Below are 17,628 nucleotides of genomic sequence, written 5' to 3'. Positions count from 1 at the left end.
CGAGCGTGGGGGAGTCGGCGACCGACGACAACGCCGCAGATCGGCGTGCCGGACCCCGCGTCTGCGCCAAGATCCGCCGGACACCCCCTAGCCGCGCGCCGCCCCCCTGCTCCTGGCCCTGACCCGCAGGGCCAGCGCCAGCGCGGCCGCGCCCAGTCCGGCGAGCCCCACCCCGACGGCGGTACCCGACCAGTCGTCGTCCGGCGTCCCGGACGTGGCCGCCGCCACCGGGGCGGCCGACGCGGCCGGCCGGGGCCGGGGGCGCAGCCCGTCCAGCGAGCCGACCGGATCCACCAGGCCGTCCGCCGCGAAGCCCCAGTCGAGCAGCGCGCGCGCCTCCTCGTACACCGCGAGACCGCCGCCGGTCTGAGGGTTCATCACGGTCACCTCAAGGGTGCGCCCGCCCCGCCGGGCGGCGGCCACGAGCGTGTTGCCCGCGTTGCTGGTGTAGCCGTTCTTGACGCCGATCAGGCCCGGGTACGGCGCCACGCCGTCCTCGCCGGTCAGCAGCCGGTTGGTGTTCTCGATGGCGTACGGCGACCCGTCGCCCGGGAACTCGGCCTGGGCGGTGGAGCAGTACGCGGCGAAGTCGGGGTTGCGCAGGCCCTCGCGGCCGAAGACGGCGAGGTCGTAGGCGGAGGACACCTGCCCGGGGGTGTCGTAGCCGTCCGGGGACAGCACATGGGTGTCCAGGGCGCCCAGCGCGCGGGCGTTGGTCTGCATCCGCCTCGCGGTGGTCTCCCAGCCGCCGTTCAGGGAGGCGAGCACGTGCACCGCGTCGTTGCCGGAGCTGAGGAAGACCCCCCGCCACAGGTCCGCCACCCGGTAGCTGTGGCCCTCCTCGACCCCGACCAGGCTGCTGCCCTCGGCGACGTCGGCCAGCTCCTGGTAGCGCACGGTGTGCTGCATCGTGGCGGGCAGCTTCGGCAGCACGGTGAGGGCGAACAGGGTCTTCAGGGTGCTGGCCGGCGGCAGCGGGCGGTGTGCCTCGCTCGCGGCCAGCACCTGCCCGCTGCCCGCGTCGGCGACCAGCCAGGACAGCGCGGAGACCTCCGGCAGATCCGGGGCGCCCCGGCGCGGGCGCACCTGCACGCCGGAGCGGTACAGGAGGGACGGGGCCGGGACGGCCGCCCGGGGCGCGGGGGGTGCGGGTTCCCCGCCGCGCGGCCAGGCGGTGCCGCGGGGGTGTGCCGCGGCCGGTGCGGCGCCGGCCGCGGCCGGGGTGAACGCCAGCAGGCCCGCCACGCAGAGGGAACAGGCGGGTACGACCGCCCGATATCTGAATCTGGTGATCATATGATCAACGTACGAATGGGAGGGGCGCCCGCGCGCCGGCCGCGCCGTCCGGCCCAGCGGAGCAACCCGGATGCCGCACCCGGTCAGCTCACGGGCAGCGTCGGCACGACCTGCCGCAGGAACGCCGCGTTGCCGGGGGTGCGCCGCATCCGCTCCAGCAGCGTCTCCAGGCCCGCCGGCGCGCCCTCGCGGGAGCGCAGGGCGCGGCGCAGCCCGTGTACGGCGCTCAACTCGGCCGGGGTGAGCAGCAGTTCCTCGCGCCGGGTGCCGGATCCTTCGAGGTCCACGGCGGGGAAGACGCGCCGCCCGGCCAGTTCCCGGTCCAGCCGCAGCTCCATGTTGCCCGTGCCCTTCAGCTCCTCGAAGAAGTAGCCGTCGGCACGGGACCCCGTGTCCACCAGGGCGGTGGCCAGGATGGTGAGCGAGCCGCCCTCCTCGGTCTCGCGGGCGGCCCCGAAGAACCGCTTGGGGCCGAGCAGCGCGCCCGCGTCGACACCGCCGCTGAGGGTACGGCCGCCGGCGCCGGCGGCGTTGTTGTGCGCCCGGCACAGCCGGGTCAGCGAGTCCAGCAGGACGACGACGTCCTCGCCCGCCTCGACCAGCCGCTTGGCCCGTTCGACGACGAGTTCGGCGAGCGCGATGTGCTCCTTGGCCGTGCGGTCGAAGGTGGAGGCGTACACCTCGCCGTGCACCGTGCGGCGCATCTCGGTGACCTCCTCGGGGCGCTCGTCCAGCAGCACGACCATCAGCCGGCACTCGGGATGGTTCCCGGCGACGGCCGCGGCGAGCTGCCTCAGCAGCACCGTCTTGCCGGTCTTCGGCGGGGCCACGAGCAGGCCGCGCTGCCCCTTGCCGACCGGTGCGAACAGGTCGGCGACCCGGCCGGCCAGTTGGGCGTCCGGGTGCTCCAGGCGCAGGCGCCGGCGCGGGTGGAGCGGCGTGAGGTCGCGGAAGTGCCGGCGCGCGGTGAGGTCCCCGGGCGCGCGGCCCTCGACCCGGGCGACCTCGGTCAGCGCGCGCTGCGCGCCCCGCACGCCCTCGACCAGGTCGCCCTTGCGCAGCCCGTACCTGCGGATCAGCGCGGCCGGCACCTGCGGGTCGGCGGGGGTGGGGAGGAGGGCGGCGGGCCTCAGGTGCCCCTTCCCGTGCGCGTCGATGTCGAGAACACCGGAGACGAGCCGGGCGGCCGGGGCCTGGAGCTCCACCGGGGGATGTTCGATCGTGGTGGTCATGGAGTGGTGTCCTTTCGCGGACCAGGAGTGGACCAGGAGTGGGGGAGAAAGCGAGCGAGGGAGGGGAACGGCCGCGAGGGGAGGCGGATACGACCTGCCTCCGGGCGGCGGGAACGACACCCCGGACACGGCGGTGAAAGCCCTGGTCACGAGGCGGTGCGAAGAAGAAGCCCGGGGCCGTGGCGATGGCTCGGCCGGGGGGCTGGGAGAGAAGACGGCGACGTCGGTGCCGGTACGAAGGGCACGCACACGCGCTGCTCGCACTATACCGGTGCGCTCGGTCACGTCAACAGAGCGACGTGCGGAGCTATTCCCGACGGGCGGACAGGCGCCCGGGCAGGGGGGGCGGCCCGGCGCGGGCCGCCCCCCCTCGGATCACGAACGCGCCCGCGCCTCCTCGGCGATCTGCTCGAAGCGCGCGCCCATCGCCTCGGCGAGGGCCTGCGCGCCGGACAGCGGGCGCACCATGACCATGAGGTCGTCGATCAGGCCCTCCTCGTCGACGTGCAGGAAGTCGCAGCCCGTCAGTTCGCGTTCGCCCACCCGGGCGGTGAAGACCAGCGCGTGGTCGGGGGAGTCCGGGGCGCCGAGCTCCCGGACGTAGCGGAAGTCCTCGAAGACCTGGGAGACCGCGCGCAGGATCGCGGCGGTGATCGCCTTGCCGGCATACGGTCTGAAGACGACGGGACTGGTGAAGACGACGTCCTCGGCCAGCAGCGCCTCCACGGCGTCCAGGTCCCCGGCCTCGACGGCCGTACGGAACGCGTGCATCGGGATCACCCCTGTAGGTTGGGTCGGTGCGGATGAGACTGATCCATGGGTACGAGAGCTGACGGGCCGACGGACATGTTCGGACCCGAAGGCCCCACGCTGCGCGAACTCGCCGTCCAGGCGCTGTCGTCCGTCGAGCACGGCTACGACCTGCTCGCGCCGAAATTCGACCACACGCCCTTCCGCACCTGCGACGGCGTGCTCGACGCCGTGGCGCGGGCGCTGGTCCCGCTGGGGCCGTTCGCCGACGGTCTCGACCTGTGCTGCGGGACCGGCGCCGGTACCCAGGTGCTGGCCGGGCTGTGCCGTCGCAGCGCCGTCGGCGTCGACTTCAGCGCCGGGATGCTGGAGATCGCCCGGCGCCGGGTCCGGCCCGAGGACGGGCCCGCGGTCGGCTGGGTGCGCGGCGACGCGCGGGCGCTGCCCTTCACCGCGGCCTTCGATCTCGTCGTCAGTTTCGGGGCGTTCGGCCATTTCCTGCCCCGCGAGCTGCCGGGCCTGTTCGCCCAGGTCCACTCGGCGCTGCGGCCCGGCGGCAGTTTCGCCTTCCCGGTGCTCGCCCCGCCCCGCGCGAGCAGCCCCGCGTTCTGGGCGCTGCTCGGCTTCGACGCGGTGATGCGGGTGCGCAACGCCCTGTGGCGCCCGCGATTCGTCATGTACTACCGGGCGTTCGGGCTCGGCAGGGTGCTGGCCGAGCTGAACCGCGCCGGGTTCACGACCGGGCTGTCCGCCCTGCCCGAGTTCGGGCTCCGCGACGACGGCAGCCCACGGGCCCGGCTGGTCGTGGCCCGCAAGTCCGGTCCGCCGGCTCGGAGTTGAGGCGGTGCCGGTGATCACAGGGCGCTGTACAGGGCGTCGACCAGCGCCATCTTCCGGGGGTCGTCCATGATGCGCGGACCCATCCGGTTCACGACGTACCCCAGCGACACCCCGGCCTCCGGATCGGCGAGCCCGCACGAACCGCCGAACCCGTCATGGCCGAACGCCCGCGGATTGGGCCCGTACGCGCCCCGCGGCCCACTGAGCCACAGGCCGAGCCCGATCTCGCTCTCGCCCCCGAGACCGGCTCCCAGCACCAGGTCGACACAGCTCCCCTGCCCCTCGCGCACCCGCTCCGCCGCCGTGGGCGACAGGATGCGCCGCCCGCCGAAGGAGCCACGGCCGGCGAAGACGCCGTACAGCGCCGCGACCGCCCGCGCGGTGCCGTGCCCGTTCCCCGCCGGGACCTCCGCCGCCCGCCACTCGGGCGTGTTCGCGTGCGCCGGGCCGATCACGGGGTTGGCCAGCGCCGCGAGGCTGAGCCGGGTCAGGTTGCGGAAGGTGGGCGAGCCTTCCTCGTCCGAGGCGGCCGGCGTGCGCGTCAGCTCGGCCGCCCGCCCGTGCTCCCCGGCCGGCAGGCCCACGCTGAAGTCGATGCCCAGCGGCCCGGTCACCTCCCGTTCCAGGAACGCCCCCGGCTTCAGCCCGGTGATCCGCCGTACGACCTCGCCGACCAGGAAGCCGTACGTCACCACGTGATACCCGGACCGCGTGCCCGGCTCCCACCAGGGCTCCGTGGCCGCGAGCCGCGCGGTGGTCAACTCCCAGTCGTACAGGTCCTCCAGGGAGTGCCGTTCGCGCAGCCCGCACAGCCCGGCGCGGTGCGACAGCAGATGCCGGACCAGCACCTTCTCCTTGCCGGCCGCCGCGAACCGCGGCCAGTACCGGGCCACCGGCGCGTCCAGGTCGAGCAGTCCCCGGTCGGCGAGCAGATGCGCGCACAGCGCCACCGGGCCCTTGCCGGTCGACCACACGTTCACCAGCGTGTCCCGTTCCCAGGCCCGGGTGCGGGCCGCGTCCGCCCAGCCGCCCCACAGGTCCACCACGGTCCTCCCGTCGAGGGTGACCGCCACCGCCGCGCCGAGTTCCCGCCGCGCGCGGAAGTTCTCCTCGAACGCCTCGCGCACGGCGGCGAACCGGGGCTCGCAGTACCCGTGGACCCGGACCGGCGCCGGGGCCGGCGGGGTCCGCGGGGCGTCGTGCGTGGCTGACATGGGCCCTCCGTGGTCGCGGGAAAGCCCGGCCCGTGTCGGCCCCGGACCGGGCACCCCGAACATACCGACCGGTCGGGGCCGGAGGAAGAGGGGATCTCAGGCGTACGACCGCAGCCAGCGCAGCTTCGCCGCGTCGTGGTAAGGGCCGCCGCCCTCGTGGTCGTTGAACTCGTACACCTCTATCGCCTTGTCCTCGTGCGCCCAGGAGTTGAACGCGGCGAACACGGTCGACGGCGGGCAGGTCTCGTCCTCCAGGGCCGTCGAGAACAGGGCCGGCATCCGGCCGCGGGCCGCGAAGTGCACGCCGTCGAAGTAGGAGAGGGTGCGCAGCGCCTGCGCCGTACGGCCCCGGTGCGTCTTCAGGAACAGGCCGACCTCACGGTAGGGGTGACGGTCCGTCAGGGTGACCGCGCGCGGGAAGTCGCACAGGAAGGGCACGTCCGGCGCCACCGCGACCAGGTCCGGGACCAGGGCGCCGACGGCGAGGGTGATGCCGCCGCCCTGGCTGTGGCCGAGCGCCACCGTGCGGGCCGCGTCGGTCAGCGGGTGGGCGCGGGCCGCCTCGACCGCCCGCACGGCGTCCGTGAACACCCGCCGGTAGTAGTGGTTCTCGGGCGCGTCGATGCCCCGGGTGAGGAAGCCGGGGTAGGCGGGCCCGGAGCCCACCGGGTCGGCGGTGCCGCCCCCGCCGCCCCAGACGCTGCCCTGCCCCCGGGTGTCCATCACGAAGTGCGCCCGGCCCGTCGACGCCCACAGCAGGTCCTCGTGCGGCAGCCCGCGTCCGCCGCCGTACCCGACGAACTGCACGACCAGCGGCAGGGGTCCGGTGGCGCCGGCCGGCAGTCGCAGCCAGCCCCTGACGGGGTGCCCGCCGAACCCGGCGAACGTCACGTCGTACACCTCGACCGTGGTCAGACCGGTCTCCACCGGCTCGAAACGGACATCCAGTTCATGCGCGCGTGCCTCGCGCAGGGTGGTGTCCCAGAAGGCGTCGAAGTCCTCCGGTTCGGCGGACTCGCCGCGGTAGGAACGGAGTTCGGACAGGGGCAGGTCGAACAGGGCCATCGGCCACCGCCTTCGCGAGGGGACTCGGACGAGAAAGCCCAGCGTACGAGGGCGATGCCCCGGCGGACCATGGTCCGCGACGCGGGTCTCACGCCCTGGGCTGGGTCCACCTCGGCCCCGTGCGCGCCCACGCCCGCTCCCACTCCGCGAGCCGGTGGCGCAGCGCGATCCGGCGCGCGACGGTGTGACCGAGGAACACCACCCCCGCGGCGCAGGCCGCCGCGCAGGCCCCGACGGCCACCGCGTGCCGCACGACCGCCCGGCCGGCCGCCGGCGCGGCGACGGCGTGGCCCCGGGAGTCGACCCACACGGAGACTGTCTCGCCCGCCCGGGTTCCGGCGGGCACCCGGGCCCAGGTGGTCCTGGTCCCCTTGCCGGGCTCGGTCCAGCGGACCTCGGCGCGGGGGAGACGCCCGCGCTCGACCCGTACGACGGGCGGATCGCCGGACACCGTGGCCCGCACCTGATGGCGTGCGGCCCGCTGCGCCGCCGCGACCGCCGCGGCCCGGTCCTGTGCGTGCAGGCCCGCGGCCACCCCGACCAGGGGCGCCACCACGGACAGCAGCACGGCGACGACCAGCACCGTCCACGCCTCGACGACGTCACTGCGGCGCCGCAGCGGATTGCGCCGCCAGCGCCAGCCACGCATCCGGGTCCGCATGTCCGCCTCCTCGCCGAAGCCGACCGGCCGCCCGCGCCGTCACGCCGCCCCGTCGCGCGCGCGAGCGCCCACACCCGTCTCGTACCCCGTACGGCGCATCCGGCCCACCCGACGAACCGCGAGTTCAGGCCCACTTGGGGCGCGTTCGAGCCATCTGCCCCCGAGGACGGCGGATCCGGTGGGCTAACCGAAGCGTTCGATGCGGATGCGGTCCGCGGGCTGGCCGGCGCGCACGAGCAGCCGGGAGACGTGTTCGGCGAAGCCGTTGGAGCCGCACACGTACGCCTCCCATCCGCCGGGCGGCCGCTCGGCCAGCAGCGGTGCCAGATGCGCGGCCGTCACCCGCCCCACCGGCATCCCGGCGGGGGCGTCGCGGGTGAACACCGGGGTCGTCTCCGCGCCCAGCTCGGCCGCGTAGATCAGCTCCTCGGGGCTGCGCGCGGACACCAGCATGCGCAGCGGCACGCCGAGGCCGCGCGCCCGGTGGTGCCGGACCATCGACATCAGCGGCACCACCCCGGAGCCGGCGCCGAGCAGCAGCGCGGGCCGGTCGCCGGGCCAGGCGAAGAAGCCGCTGAGCGGACCGCGCACCTCGATCGTGTCGCCGGGCCGGGCCACGGTGTGGAACCAGCCGGAGACCTCGCCGTCCGGCACCCGGTCCAGGGTCAGCTCGATGTGCCCGCTGTCGTCGGGCGCGGAGGCGATCGAGTAGTGGCGCTGCGCCGTGTAGCCGTCCTCGGCGGTCAGCCGCAGCATCAGGTGCTGGCCCGGCAGATGCCCGGCCCACCGGGGCACCGCGAGGCGGAACGTGGCCGCGTGCGGGGTCTCGCGGCGGATCTCCGTCAGCGTGGCCGTCTGCCACACCGACTCGGCCTGCTCGCTCACGGCGATCCGGCCGGGCACCGCGAACCGGGGCGCACCACCGGGCGTGGTCGTCGTGTCAGTCACCGGAGTACCGCTGCTCCTGCCAGGGGTTGCCGCGCGCGTGGTAGCCGTTGCCCTCCCAGAAGCCCGGCTCGTCGTGGTCGAGGAGGGTGATGCCCGCGATCCACTTGGCGCTCTTCCAGAAGTACAGATGGGGCACCACCAGGCGCGCCGGGCCGCCGTGCTCGGCCGGCAGCGGCCTGCCGTCGTACTCCCAGACGATCCAGGCCCGGCCGCCGGTGAGGTCGGCGAGCGGCAGGTTCGCGGTGTAGCCGGTGTGCGAGCGGGCGACGGCGTGGGTGGCGGCCGGGCCGGGCCGCACCACGTCGAGGAAGGCGTCGAGCGAGACCCCGCCGAAGCGCACCCCGAACTTCGACCACCCGGTGACACAGTGGATGTCACCCTCGTACGCCGACGCGGGAAGCGCGTGCGCCGCGTCCCAGTCCCAGGTGTGCGGCCGTTCGACCAGGCCGTCGATGCCGAAGGTCCAGTCGGCGGGTGCGAGGTCGGGGGTGACCTCGGCGGACAGGACGGGCCAGTCGTCGCGCGCGTCGTACTGTCCGGGCGGCAGACCCGGGTTGTGCTCGCGCGCGCGGCCCGAGAAGCCTCGCGTGACGTTCATACTTCAACCGTACGCTGTCGCGGCGGGTGCTCCGTGCCTGGTCACCGGCCCGGCGCCGGGCCGCGGGCCGATCGTTGCGGCCGTGTGAACGCGGCCGGGCAGCGGGAATACCGGCCGCCGGCCGTTCCTTGGGGTTCAGTACCGGCCGCGGCGGCGCGCCGGTGACAGTGTGCGAGAAGCGGGAGAAGCGAGGAATGAGAATGCGCAAGGCGTACGGCTCCGGCACGGTGACCGAGGTGGCCGCGTGAGCCTCGTCGGTCCCCGGCCCCACACGGACGTCCCGCACGTCCTCGACAACCCCGCCCTCGCCTCCCTCACCGGCCCGCACGCCCGCTTCGCCGAGCGGCACGGCCGGGTGCTGCGCTACCCGGTCGACGTCTCCCCGTGGCTGGCGCTGCCCGACGAGCCGGACGCGCGGGACTGGGCGGACCTCGCCGCGCTGGCCGGTCCCGGCGTGGAGGTCCCGCTGAACGGCTACTGCGGGGAGGTGCCGGAGGGCTGGGAGATCACCTTCCACGCGGACGGCGTCCAGCTCGTGGACGACGGTCTGGCCGCCGCGCCGGACGCGGAGGCGGTCCGCCTCGGGCCGGCCGACGTGCCCGAGATGCTGGACCTGGTGGCGCGCACCCAGCCGGGGCCGTTCCTGCCGCGCACCATCGAACTCGGCACCTACCTCGGCATCCGCCGCGAGGGCGCGCTGGTCGCGATGGCCGGGGAGCGGCTGCGACCGCCGGGCTGGACCGAGATCAGCGCGGTCTGCACCGACCCCGCCGCCCGCGGCCAGGGTCTGGCCGGCCGGCTGATCCGCGCCGTCGCGCACGGCGTCCGGGAGCGCGGCGACACCCCGTTCCTGCACACCAGCGCCAAGAACACCAACGCCATCCGGCTCTACGAGTCCCTGGGCTTCCGGCTGCGCAGGCGAACCGCGTTCCTGGGGGCACGGGCCCCGGAGCGGCGGACGGACGGGCGGCCGGCGGTGCCGGTGGGGTGAGGCCCGTCAGCCGGGCCCGATGCCGCCGGTCCCCGCGTTGTAGCGCTCCAGGTAGTCCGCGAACCGGATCAGGTCCTCCGGCGGCCACTCGGCGAGCCGCTCCCGGAAGGCGGCCCGGCGGCGCCGGGTGACCTGGGCGAGGATCTCCTGCCCCGCCTCGGTCAGCCGGAGCACCTGGACCCGGTGGTCCGCCGGGTCGGGGCGGCGCTCGATCAGGCCCGCCCGCTGCAACGCGGAGACCTGGCGGCTCACCGTGGACTTGTCCAGCGCGTAGTGCGCCGCGAGGTCGGTGGCCCGGCAGCCCCCGCTCTCCTCCAGGTGGCCGAGCAGGGTGTACGACACCAGGGACAGCTCGGGGTGCATACGGCCCGCCGAGGCGCGGGCCCGGCGGGCGAAGACCGTCATCTCACGCTGGATCGTCTCGACGGCCGACTCGGCTGTGCTCACGGGGGCCTCCCTCCTGCGGCGTTCCGGTGGTCCGCATTCCGGTTGCAGAGTACAACTCACGACGTCAGGGGGCCGAACCCGGCGATGGCCGCTGGGGTAGGGTGACCGTCCCTCGTCGCGGCGCCCGCGGGAGCACCCCGCGATCCCGCGCTCCCGAAAGGCATCCGTCCGCCATGCCCACCAGCCCCTCCCTGTCTCCCGAGGCCGTCGTCTCCGCGCTGCGTGCCGCCGGGTGCGTGTTCGCCGAGGACGAGGCCGAGCTGATACTCGCCACCGCCCGTGACGCCGCCGAACTGGCCTCGATGGTGGACCGGCGCGCGGCCGGTCTGCCGCTCGAACACGTCCTCGGCTGGGCCGAGTTCCACGGACTGCGCATCGCCGTGGAGCCCGGCGTGTTCGTCCCCCGCCGCCGTACCGAGTTCCTGGTGGACCAGGCGCTGGCCGAGGTGCCCGACGCGTCCGTCGTGGTGGACCTGTGCTGTGGCTCCGGCGCGCTCGGCGCGGCCCTCGCCGCCGCGCTGGACGGGGCGCTGGTGCACGCCGCCGACATCGAGCCGGCCGCCGTCCGCTGCGCCCGCGGCAACCTCGCCCCGTACGGCGGCCACGCCCACCAGGGCGACCTCTACGCGGCCCTGCCCGCCGGCCTGCGCGGCCGGGTGGACCTCCTGACGGCCAACGTGCCCTACGTCCCCACGCCCGACCTCCCACTGCTCCCCGCCGAGGCCCGCGACCACGAGCCCCCCGCCGCCCTCGACGGCGGCCCCGACGGCCTCGCCGTCCTGCGCCGCGTCGCAGCCGAGGCCCCCCGCTGGCTCGCCCCCGGCGGCCGCCTCCTGTCCGAGACCAGCGCCCGGCAGGTCCCGGCCGCGCTCGCCGCCTTCACCGAGGCGGGCCTGACCGCGCGCGTGGCGGTCTCCGAGGAGTGGTCGGCGCACGTGGTGATCGGGGCGCGGGACTGATCGCCGTGCTCGTCCGGGCGGGCAGTGGTACGACAGCGTGCTGTTCGGGCTGCTCGGCGAGGAGTGGGAGTGGCTCACCGCTTCGACAGCCAAGTGAGGGAAGCATCCTGACGCTTCGTCAGGAATCGCGGGCCCGCGCGATGAGCAGGGCCACGTCGTCGTGGTTGTCCGGATGGTGGAGCGTGCGCAGGAGGTGGTCGCAGGTCTCCTCCAGCGGGCGGGTGGGGTCGGTCAGCAGGGACAGCAGGAGGTCGAGGCGTTCGTCCAGGCCGTGGTGGCGGGTCTCCACCAGGCCGTCGGTGTAGAGGACCAGTTCGTCGCCGGGGGCGAAGTCGACGGTGACGGTGGAGAAGGAGACGCCGCCGACGCCGAGCGGGACACCGGTGGGCACGTCGAGGAGTTCCGGGGGGTGGCCCGGGCGGACGCGGACCGGGGGCAGGTGGCCCGCGTTGGCGATGCGGCACTGCCGCAGCCGGGGGTCGTGGACGGCGTACACGCAGGTCGCGATGGAGTGGTCAAGGGCCGAGGTGGTCTTGTCGACGTGGGCCAGGAGCACCGCGGGGTCCAGGCCGAGCGCGGCCAGGGTGGCCGTGGCGGTGCGCAGCCCGCCCATCGTCGCGGCCGCCCCGATCCCGCTGCCCATGACGTCGCCGACCACCAGCGCGGTCCGCCCGCCCTCCAGCGGGATGACGTCGAACCAGTCCCCGCCGACCTCGCTGGTGGCCCCCGCGGGCTGGTAGCGCGAGGCCACCTCCAGGCCGGTCGCGACGGGCGGATCGCTCGGCAGCAGGCTGCGCTGGAGGGTGAGCGCGGTGTCGCGGGCGTTCTGGTACCAGCGGGCGTTGTCGATCTGCACCGCCGCGCGCGCCGCCAGCTCCCGGGCGAGCAGCACGTCGTCGGCGTCGAACGGCCGCGTGTCACGGGTCCGCTTGAGGTCGAGCGCGCCCAGCACCTCGCCGCGCGCGATGAGCGGCACCGCGAGATACGAGCGCAGCCCCGCCCGCTCCAGCAGCACGGCCGCCTCCGGGGAGCGGGCGATGCGCGGCAGATCCGTGACCTTCACCCGCGGCACCAGCACCGCCTCGCCCGTGCGCACGCACTCGGTGACCAGACGGTCGGGGGCGTACCCGGCGATCCGGCCGGGCGTGTCCGCGGCCCGTACGGCGTCCGAATCGTCCTCCGGGCGCAGCGCGAGGGCCCGCATCACCGCCGGCTCCGCGGGGCCGAGAGTGCTGGGCCGGCCCTCCAGCACCGCGTCCAGCAGGTCCACAGCGGCCACATCGGCCAGCTCCGGCACCGCGACCTCGGCCAACTCCCGGGCCGTACGCTCCAGTTCGAGTGTCGTACCGATCCGCGCCGAGGCGTCGGCGATCACCGCGAGCCGGCGTCGGGCCGCCTCCGCCTCCTTGGCTGCTTGGTGCTGCTCGGTGATGTCGGCCACCGAGCACGCCACGCCCAGCACATGGCCCGTGGCGTCGTCCAGCCGGTACAGCGACACCGCCCAGGTGCGGTCGTGGTCCGGGTCCGCGGGCGTACGGCCGACGACGATGTGGTCGATCAGCGGCGTGCCCGTCTCCAGCACCCGGCGGGCGCCGGCCTCCATGCGGGCGGTGTCCAGCCGCGGCACCACCTCGGCCATGCGGCGGCCCAGGTGCTCGGCGGCCGGGCGCCCGTTGATCCGCTCCAGGGCGGGGTTGACCGCCACGTACCGCAGCTCCGTGTCGTACACGGCGAGTCCCGCCGGGGACTGCATGACCATCCGCTCGGACAGCGCCACGTCCTGTTCGAGGCGCCGCACGGTCGACCGGTCGGCGGCGAGCCCGAGGGCGTACACCTTGCCGCGGTCGTCCAGCAGCCGCATGTTGCGGAACTCCACGAGCCGGGTGCTGCCGTCCTTGTGCCGGATCGGGAAGCCGCCGGCCCAGCTCTGCCCGGTGGTCATGACGTCGGCGAAGAGCTTGGCGACAAGCTGCCGGTGCCGCTCGTGCACCATCAGCCGGGCCGCGTACCGGCCGAGCGCCTCCGCCGCCGGGTAGCCGAACAGCTCCTCGGCCTGGGGACTCCACAGCACGATCCGGCCCTCGGCGTCCAGCACCACCGAGGCCACGGCGAGCACGTCGAGGAGGCCGCCCGGCGGCACGGGGCCGCGGGCCTGCTCGCCGCCCTCCGTCGCCGGAGCCCCGGCTGCGCTCATGTCATGCACCGCCTTCGCCCGTCCGGGCGCCACGTCGTCACCCCGTGCCGGTTCCCCGCGTTCCGCCGTGCTCACATCCGACTCTCCGACGCCGTAGCCGTCAACCTCCACCATCTCTCAACCCGGCGGCGCGCGTCCGCCGGAGCGGGCGCCCGCCGGGGCGCGCGGCCGCCCGTGCGGCCCGCAGAGGGCGGCCGGGGGCCGGTGAGAGTTCATGTCCAGGTTGCCTTATTGGTCTGTACATGACGATCACGCCGCGCCAGACTGTGCGCCGTTCGAGTGTCCCCGCCCCCTGTTCGAGGAGTTGGTCATGCCCGCGTCCGCCCGGTTACGCCGCAACGCAGTCCTCGCCGCACTCGTCACCCTCGCCGCCGCCCTGTCCCTCGCCGTGCCCGCGTCCGCCACCGCGGCCGGCACCTGGACGGAGACCGGCTCGGACCGCGCCGACCCGCTGACCGAGAGCCAGGGGCTGGCCTCGATCGAGGTCCCGGCGGGCAGCCCCAACCGCTACACCGGCATCGGCACCATCCCGCTGGGCGACTCCGTCCGCGGCTGGAACCACGTCGGCGACCCCGACGCGTCGTACGAGGGCTACTACGTCGAGCCCTACCAGGCGGACTCCGGGAACGCGAAGATGTACCGCGTGCAGGCGCCCGACGGCTCCTGGTCGGAGTACGTGCACACGCTGGGCCCCGGCGAGGCCCTGAACAACTCCTGGGACGCGATCACGCCGGACGGGCAGTGGATGCTGTCCGGCGAGTGGGGCACGATGAACCGGCTGCTGGTCTTCCCGACACCGGGCGAGAACCCCGGCACCTCGCCCTCGGCGAACCTCCCGCAGGCCGCCACGGTGCGCCTGGACCACGCCGTCAGCGACGTGCAGGGCTGCGACTTCTCCGGCCCCACCACCCTGCTGTGCTCCTCCGACGACTCCGACGGGAGTCTGTTCGGCATCACCAAGCCGTTGCTCCGGATCGACCTGTCGGTCCCGCCGAGCGGCTCCGCGGACGTGACCGGGCACGTCACGGCCCTGCGCCAGTTGCCGCTGCGCAGCGCGTGCTCGGGCGGCTTCGAGGCGGAGGGCATCGACTACGACCGGCGCAGCGGTGTCCTGCGCGTGATCGTGATGTCGCCCAGCGTCTGTGTGCTCACCGACAGCAAGACGTACAAGTTCTCCCTCGGCTGACCCCGCGCAGCGCGTGCGGGTGACACGGGGCGGTGTTTTGCTGGGCGGGGGATGGACGCCGTGCGACGGGGTACCCCGGGCAGCGCAGCGCGGCCACGAAAGGAGCGATCAATGGCGAACAGGGACCGGTCGCATCCGGAAACCGTCATGGTGGAGATCAGCGGATGCTCCAAGGAGGACGCGCGTCTCGTCTTCGAGGCGCTCAGCGCGTGCTTCGCGTCCGACCGGGGCACGGACGAGGTGCCCCAGCAGCTCCACGAGACCCGCCCGATGGTGTGGCTCGGCAGTTACGACGTCGCGGACGCCCATCAGCAGGGCTGCCCGCCGGTCCACCTCCGCTCGTCCGTCCAGGCGGACGTCCAGGGCGGCTACTGGGCCGTGGACCGCTTCCGCCACACCCTGGACTCCATATTCACCGTCCAGGAGACCTGTACGGCCTCCGGCGACCAGGAGCGAGACCTCCATCTGCGCCTGGAAAGCCGCTGACCGAACGGCACGACACCGCTGACGGCGCCCCGGCCGGCTCTCGCCGCCCGGGGCGCCGCCGTGTCGCGGGGCCATCTTGTGCAACTAGTTGCACAAACAGGCGCGGGTGCTCTACAACAAGATGCGACCGCATCTGTGCACGGAGGGCCTGACATGAGCCGTTACCCCCACTTGCTGACCCCGCTGGACCTGGGGTTCACCACGCTGCCGAACCGGGTGCTCATGGGTTCCATGCACGTGGGGCTCGAAGAGGCCGAGCGGGGATTCGAGCGGATGGCGGCGTTCTACGCCGCCCGGGCGCGCGGCGGCGTCGGACTCATCGTGACCGGCGGGATCGCGCCCAACGAGGAGGGGCGGCCGTACGAGGGCGGGGCCATGCTCACCACCGAGGCGGAGGCCGAGCGGCACCGGGTCGTCACCGAGGCCGTGCACCGCGAGGGCGGACGCATCGCGATGCAGATCCTGCACTTCGGGCGGTACGCCTACCACCGCGACCTCGTCGCCCCGAGCCCCTTGCAGGCGCCGATCAGCCCCTTCGTGCCCCGCGAGCTGTCCGACGCCGACGTCGAGCGGACCATCGAGGACTACGCGCGCGCCGCCCGCCTCGCCCGGCACGCCGGCTACGACGGCGTCGAGATCATGGGCTCCGAGGGCTACCTGATCAACGAGTTCACCGCCGCCCGCACCAACCACCGCACCGACCGCTGGGGCGGCTCCTACGAGAACCGGACGCGCTTTCCCGTCGAGATCGTCCGCCGGGTGCGCGAGGCCGTCGGCGAGGACTTCGTCATCGTCTACCGCCTGTCCATGCTGGACCTGGTCCCCGGCGGCTCCTCCCACGCGGAGGTCGTCACCCTCGCCAAGGCCGTCGAGGCCGCCGGCGCCACGATCATCAACACCGGCATCGGCTGGCACGAGGCCCGCATCCCCACCATCGCCACCTCCGTGCCGCGCGGCGCCTACGCCTGGGTCACCAAGAAGCTGATGGGCGAGGTGAGTATCCCCCTGGTGACCACCAACCGCATCAACACCCCCGACCTGGCGGAGGAGTTGCTGGCCGGCGGCTATGCCGACATGGTCTCCGTGGCCCGGCCCATGCTCGCCGACCCCGACTTCGTCGCCAAGGCCGCCGCGGGCACCCCCGAGGCCATCAACACCTGCATCGGCTGCAACCAGGCCTGCCTCGACCACACCTTCAGCGGCCGGCTCACCTCCTGCCTGGTCAACCCGCGCGCCTGCCACGAGACCGAGCTGGTGCTCGCCCCGACCCGGATGAAGAAGCGCGTCGCCGTCGTCGGCGCGGGACCGGCCGGACTCGCCTGCGCGGTCAGCGCCGCCGAACGCGGCCACACCGTCACCCTGTTCGACGCCGCGAGCGAGATCGGCGGGCAGCTCAACGTCGCCCGCAAGGTCCCCGGCAAGCAGGAGTTCGACGAGACGCTGCGCTACTTCCGCCACCAGCTCGACGCCCACGGCGTGACCGTACGGCTCGACACCTGGGTGAGCGCCGAGGACGTGGCCGACTACGACGAGGTGGTCGTCGCCACCGGCGTCACCCCGCGCACCCCCGACATCCCGGGCGTCGACCACCCCCGCGTGCTCGGCTACCTCGACGTGCTGCGCGACGGCGCCCCCGTCGGCGACCGCGTCGCCGTCCTGGGCGCCGGCGGCATCGGCTTCGACGTCGCGGAGTACCTCACCGACGCCGGCGACAAGGCGAGCGAGGACCCGCGGACGTACTTCCGCCACTGGGGCGTCGACATGGAGTACACCGCGCCCGGCGGCCTCACCGAGCCGCGCCGCCCGGCCCCGCCCCGCCAGGTCCACCTGCTCCAGCGCAAGACCACCAAGGTCGGCGCCGGGCTCGGCAAGACCACCGGCTGGATCCACCGCACCGAACTGAAGCACCGCGGCGTCACCATGGTTCCGGGCGTGCGCTACGACCGCATCGACGACGCGGGACTGCACATCACCGTCGGCGAGGAGAGCACGGTCCTGGAGGTCGACACCGTGGTGCTGTGCACCGGCCAGGAGCCGCGCCGCGACCTGTACGAGGCGCTGGTCGCCGCCGGCCGCAGCGCCCACCTGATCGGCGGCGCGGACGTGGCGGCCGAGCTGGACGCCAAGCGCGCCATCAAGCAGGGCACCGAGGTGGCGGCGGCGTTGTAGGCCCCGTACGGGGCCTCCCTAGGATGAGCCCATGTCACTCCCGCACGCGATCCTCACCGCCCTGCTGGAAAAGCCGTCGTCGGGGCTGGAGCTGACCCGCCGGTTCGACAAGTCGATCGGCTACTTCTGGTCCGCGACGCATCAGCAGATCTATCGCGAGCTGGGCAGGCTGGAGGGCGAGGGGCTCATCCGGGCGCTGCCGTCCGAGCAGCCGTCGCGCGGGCAGAAGAAGAGCTACGAGGTGCTGCCCGCGGGCCGCGCCGAGCTGGCCCGCTGGACCGGCGCCGCGCAGGATCCCAAGCCGCTGCGGGACACGCTCCTGCTGCGGCTGCGCGCGTCGGCGGTGGTCGGCACGGCCGGCCTCGAAGGGGACCTGCGGCGCCATCTGGAGCTCCACCGGCGGCAGTTGGCCGAGTACGAGGAGATCGAGCGGCGCGACTTCCCGCCGGACCGGGACTCTCCCGAGGACCGGCTGCGCCATCTGGTGCTGCGGGCGGGCATCGACCTGGAGACCTTCTGGACCCGGTGGCTCGCCCACGCCCTCGCGGAGTTCGCGGAACTGCCCGTGGCGCGGCCGGTTGAAGGGGGCTGA

The 17,628-nt window shown here is 74.4% G+C and carries 17 protein-coding genes; 7 read left to right on the top strand and 10 right to left on the bottom strand.

The window, feature by feature from the left end; translation table 11 throughout:
- Positions 1-87 precede the first annotated feature (87 nt).
- From AB0927_RS37910 to AB0927_RS37900, 3 genes are all read right to left on the bottom strand, one after another.
- Positions 88-1,296, bottom strand: coding sequence for a serine hydrolase (locus AB0927_RS37910; protein ID WP_366672393.1), 1,209 nt, complete (start codon positions 1,294-1,296; stop codon positions 88-90).
- An 83-nt stretch (positions 1,297-1,379) separates the two neighbouring features.
- Positions 1,380-2,528 (bottom strand): transcription termination factor Rho, encoded by a 1,149-nt coding sequence (gene rho / locus AB0927_RS37905; protein WP_366672392.1) that lies wholly within the window; start codon positions 2,526-2,528, stop codon positions 1,380-1,382.
- Between the two features lie 375 nt (positions 2,529-2,903).
- Complete coding sequence (locus AB0927_RS37900; protein ID WP_366672398.1) at positions 2,904-3,299, bottom strand: nuclear transport factor 2 family protein; 396 nt, start codon at positions 3,297-3,299, stop codon at positions 2,904-2,906.
- Between the two features lie 75 nt (positions 3,300-3,374).
- Here AB0927_RS37900 and AB0927_RS37895 point away from each other — a divergent pair, with 75 nt between their 5' ends.
- Positions 3,375-4,118 (top strand): class I SAM-dependent methyltransferase, encoded by a 744-nt coding sequence (locus tag AB0927_RS37895; RefSeq protein WP_366672397.1) that lies wholly within the window; start codon positions 3,375-3,377, stop codon positions 4,116-4,118.
- A 14-nt stretch (positions 4,119-4,132) separates the two neighbouring features.
- On the opposite strand, the gene AB0927_RS37890 is transcribed toward AB0927_RS37895, so the two are convergent.
- The 5 genes from AB0927_RS37890 to AB0927_RS37870 form a co-directional block, all read right to left on the bottom strand.
- Complete coding sequence (locus AB0927_RS37890) at positions 4,133-5,332, bottom strand: serine hydrolase domain-containing protein (protein ID WP_366672391.1); 1,200 nt, start codon at positions 5,330-5,332, stop codon at positions 4,133-4,135.
- A 96-nt stretch (positions 5,333-5,428) separates the two neighbouring features.
- Positions 5,429-6,397, bottom strand: coding sequence for an acetylxylan esterase (locus AB0927_RS37885; RefSeq protein ID WP_366672390.1), 969 nt, complete (start codon positions 6,395-6,397; stop codon positions 5,429-5,431).
- An 88-nt stretch (positions 6,398-6,485) separates the two neighbouring features.
- Positions 6,486-7,058, bottom strand: a complete 573-nt coding sequence (locus AB0927_RS37880; RefSeq protein ID WP_366672389.1) for a hypothetical protein — start codon at positions 7,056-7,058, stop codon at positions 6,486-6,488.
- 183 nt (positions 7,059-7,241) lie between these two features.
- A complete protein-coding gene (locus AB0927_RS37875; RefSeq protein ID WP_366672388.1) occupies positions 7,242-8,006 on the bottom strand; it encodes a ferredoxin reductase in 765 nt (254 codons plus the stop codon).
- Positions 7,999-8,604 (bottom strand): sulfite oxidase-like oxidoreductase, encoded by a 606-nt coding sequence (locus tag AB0927_RS37870; RefSeq protein WP_366672387.1) that lies wholly within the window; start codon positions 8,602-8,604, stop codon positions 7,999-8,001. Before AB0927_RS37870 ends, AB0927_RS37875 begins: the two co-directional genes overlap by 8 nt.
- A 244-nt stretch (positions 8,605-8,848) precedes the next feature.
- On the opposite strand from AB0927_RS37870, the gene AB0927_RS37865 reads away from it, so the two are divergent.
- Entirely contained in the window at positions 8,849-9,595 is a 747-nt protein-coding gene (locus AB0927_RS37865) for a GNAT family N-acetyltransferase (protein WP_366672386.1), read from the top strand.
- A 6-nt stretch (positions 9,596-9,601) separates the two neighbouring features.
- On the opposite strand, the gene AB0927_RS37860 is transcribed toward AB0927_RS37865, so the two are convergent.
- Complete coding sequence (locus AB0927_RS37860) at positions 9,602-10,000, bottom strand: MarR family winged helix-turn-helix transcriptional regulator (RefSeq protein WP_366672396.1); 399 nt, start codon at positions 9,998-10,000, stop codon at positions 9,602-9,604.
- Between the two features lie 215 nt (positions 10,001-10,215).
- Between AB0927_RS37860 and AB0927_RS37855 the strand changes: the two genes are divergently transcribed.
- Positions 10,216-11,001 (top strand): putative protein N(5)-glutamine methyltransferase, encoded by a 786-nt coding sequence (locus AB0927_RS37855; RefSeq protein ID WP_366672384.1) that lies wholly within the window; start codon positions 10,216-10,218, stop codon positions 10,999-11,001.
- A gap of 118 nt (positions 11,002-11,119) precedes the next feature.
- Here AB0927_RS37855 and AB0927_RS37850 read toward each other — a convergent pair whose 3' ends face one another.
- Positions 11,120-13,195: a SpoIIE family protein phosphatase gene (locus AB0927_RS37850; protein WP_366672383.1), complete on the bottom strand. Its 2,076-nt coding sequence runs from the start codon at positions 13,193-13,195 to the stop codon at positions 11,120-11,122.
- A 310-nt stretch (positions 13,196-13,505) separates the two neighbouring features.
- Here AB0927_RS37850 and AB0927_RS37845 point away from each other — a divergent pair, with 310 nt between their 5' ends.
- From AB0927_RS37845 to AB0927_RS37830, 4 genes are all read left to right on the top strand, one after another.
- Positions 13,506-14,381, top strand: a complete 876-nt coding sequence (locus AB0927_RS37845; protein WP_366672382.1) for a hypothetical protein — start codon at positions 13,506-13,508, stop codon at positions 14,379-14,381.
- Between the two features lie 111 nt (positions 14,382-14,492).
- Positions 14,493-14,867, top strand: coding sequence for a hypothetical protein (locus AB0927_RS37840; protein WP_366672381.1), 375 nt, complete (start codon positions 14,493-14,495; stop codon positions 14,865-14,867).
- 153 nt (positions 14,868-15,020) lie between these two features.
- Positions 15,021-17,036 (top strand): NADPH-dependent 2,4-dienoyl-CoA reductase, encoded by a 2,016-nt coding sequence (locus AB0927_RS37835; RefSeq protein ID WP_366672380.1) that lies wholly within the window; start codon positions 15,021-15,023, stop codon positions 17,034-17,036.
- Between the two features lie 31 nt (positions 17,037-17,067).
- Positions 17,068-17,628, top strand: coding sequence for a PadR family transcriptional regulator (locus tag AB0927_RS37830; RefSeq protein WP_366672379.1), 561 nt, complete (start codon positions 17,068-17,070; stop codon positions 17,626-17,628).

This window comes from Streptomyces sp. NPDC048106, from assembly GCF_040706415.1.
Classification (GTDB): domain Bacteria; phylum Actinomycetota; class Actinomycetes; order Streptomycetales; family Streptomycetaceae; genus Streptomyces.
The sequence above is the reverse complement of the archived record's forward strand: the minus strand, read 5'-3'. Positions and strand labels throughout refer to the sequence as shown.

Bases quoted from the DNA above. Each gene is read 5' to 3' on its own strand.
- AB0927_RS37840 (WP_366672381.1), top strand. From the start codon at position 14,493: ATGGCGAACAGGGACCGGTCGCATCCGGAAACCGTCATGGTGGAGATC.
- AB0927_RS37850 (WP_366672383.1), bottom strand. From the start codon at position 13,195: ATGAGCGCAGCCGGGGCTCCGGCGACGGAGGGCGGCGAGCAGGCCCGC.
- AB0927_RS37910 (WP_366672393.1), bottom strand. From the start codon at position 1,296: ATGATCACCAGATTCAGATATCGGGCGGTCGTACCCGCCTGTTCCCTC.
- AB0927_RS37830 (WP_366672379.1), top strand. From the start codon at position 17,068: ATGTCACTCCCGCACGCGATCCTCACCGCCCTGCTGGAAAAGCCGTCG.
- AB0927_RS37855 (WP_366672384.1), top strand. From the start codon at position 10,216: ATGCCCACCAGCCCCTCCCTGTCTCCCGAGGCCGTCGTCTCCGCGCTG.
- AB0927_RS37860 (WP_366672396.1), bottom strand. From the start codon at position 10,000: ATGACGGTCTTCGCCCGCCGGGCCCGCGCCTCGGCGGGCCGTATGCAC.
- AB0927_RS37900 (WP_366672398.1), bottom strand. From the start codon at position 3,299: ATGCACGCGTTCCGTACGGCCGTCGAGGCCGGGGACCTGGACGCCGTG.
- AB0927_RS37880 (WP_366672389.1), bottom strand. From the start codon at position 7,058: ATGCGGACCCGGATGCGTGGCTGGCGCTGGCGGCGCAATCCGCTGCGG.
- AB0927_RS37885 (WP_366672390.1), bottom strand. From the start codon at position 6,397: ATGGCCCTGTTCGACCTGCCCCTGTCCGAACTCCGTTCCTACCGCGGC.
- AB0927_RS37890 (WP_366672391.1), bottom strand. From the start codon at position 5,332: ATGTCAGCCACGCACGACGCCCCGCGGACCCCGCCGGCCCCGGCGCCG.
- AB0927_RS37835 (WP_366672380.1), top strand. From the start codon at position 15,021: ATGAGCCGTTACCCCCACTTGCTGACCCCGCTGGACCTGGGGTTCACC.
- AB0927_RS37870 (WP_366672387.1), bottom strand. From the start codon at position 8,604: ATGAACGTCACGCGAGGCTTCTCGGGCCGCGCGCGCGAGCACAACCCG.
- AB0927_RS37845 (WP_366672382.1), top strand. From the start codon at position 13,506: ATGCCCGCGTCCGCCCGGTTACGCCGCAACGCAGTCCTCGCCGCACTC.
- rho (WP_366672392.1), bottom strand. From the start codon at position 2,528: ATGACCACCACGATCGAACATCCCCCGGTGGAGCTCCAGGCCCCGGCC.
- AB0927_RS37895 (WP_366672397.1), top strand. From the start codon at position 3,375: ATGTTCGGACCCGAAGGCCCCACGCTGCGCGAACTCGCCGTCCAGGCG.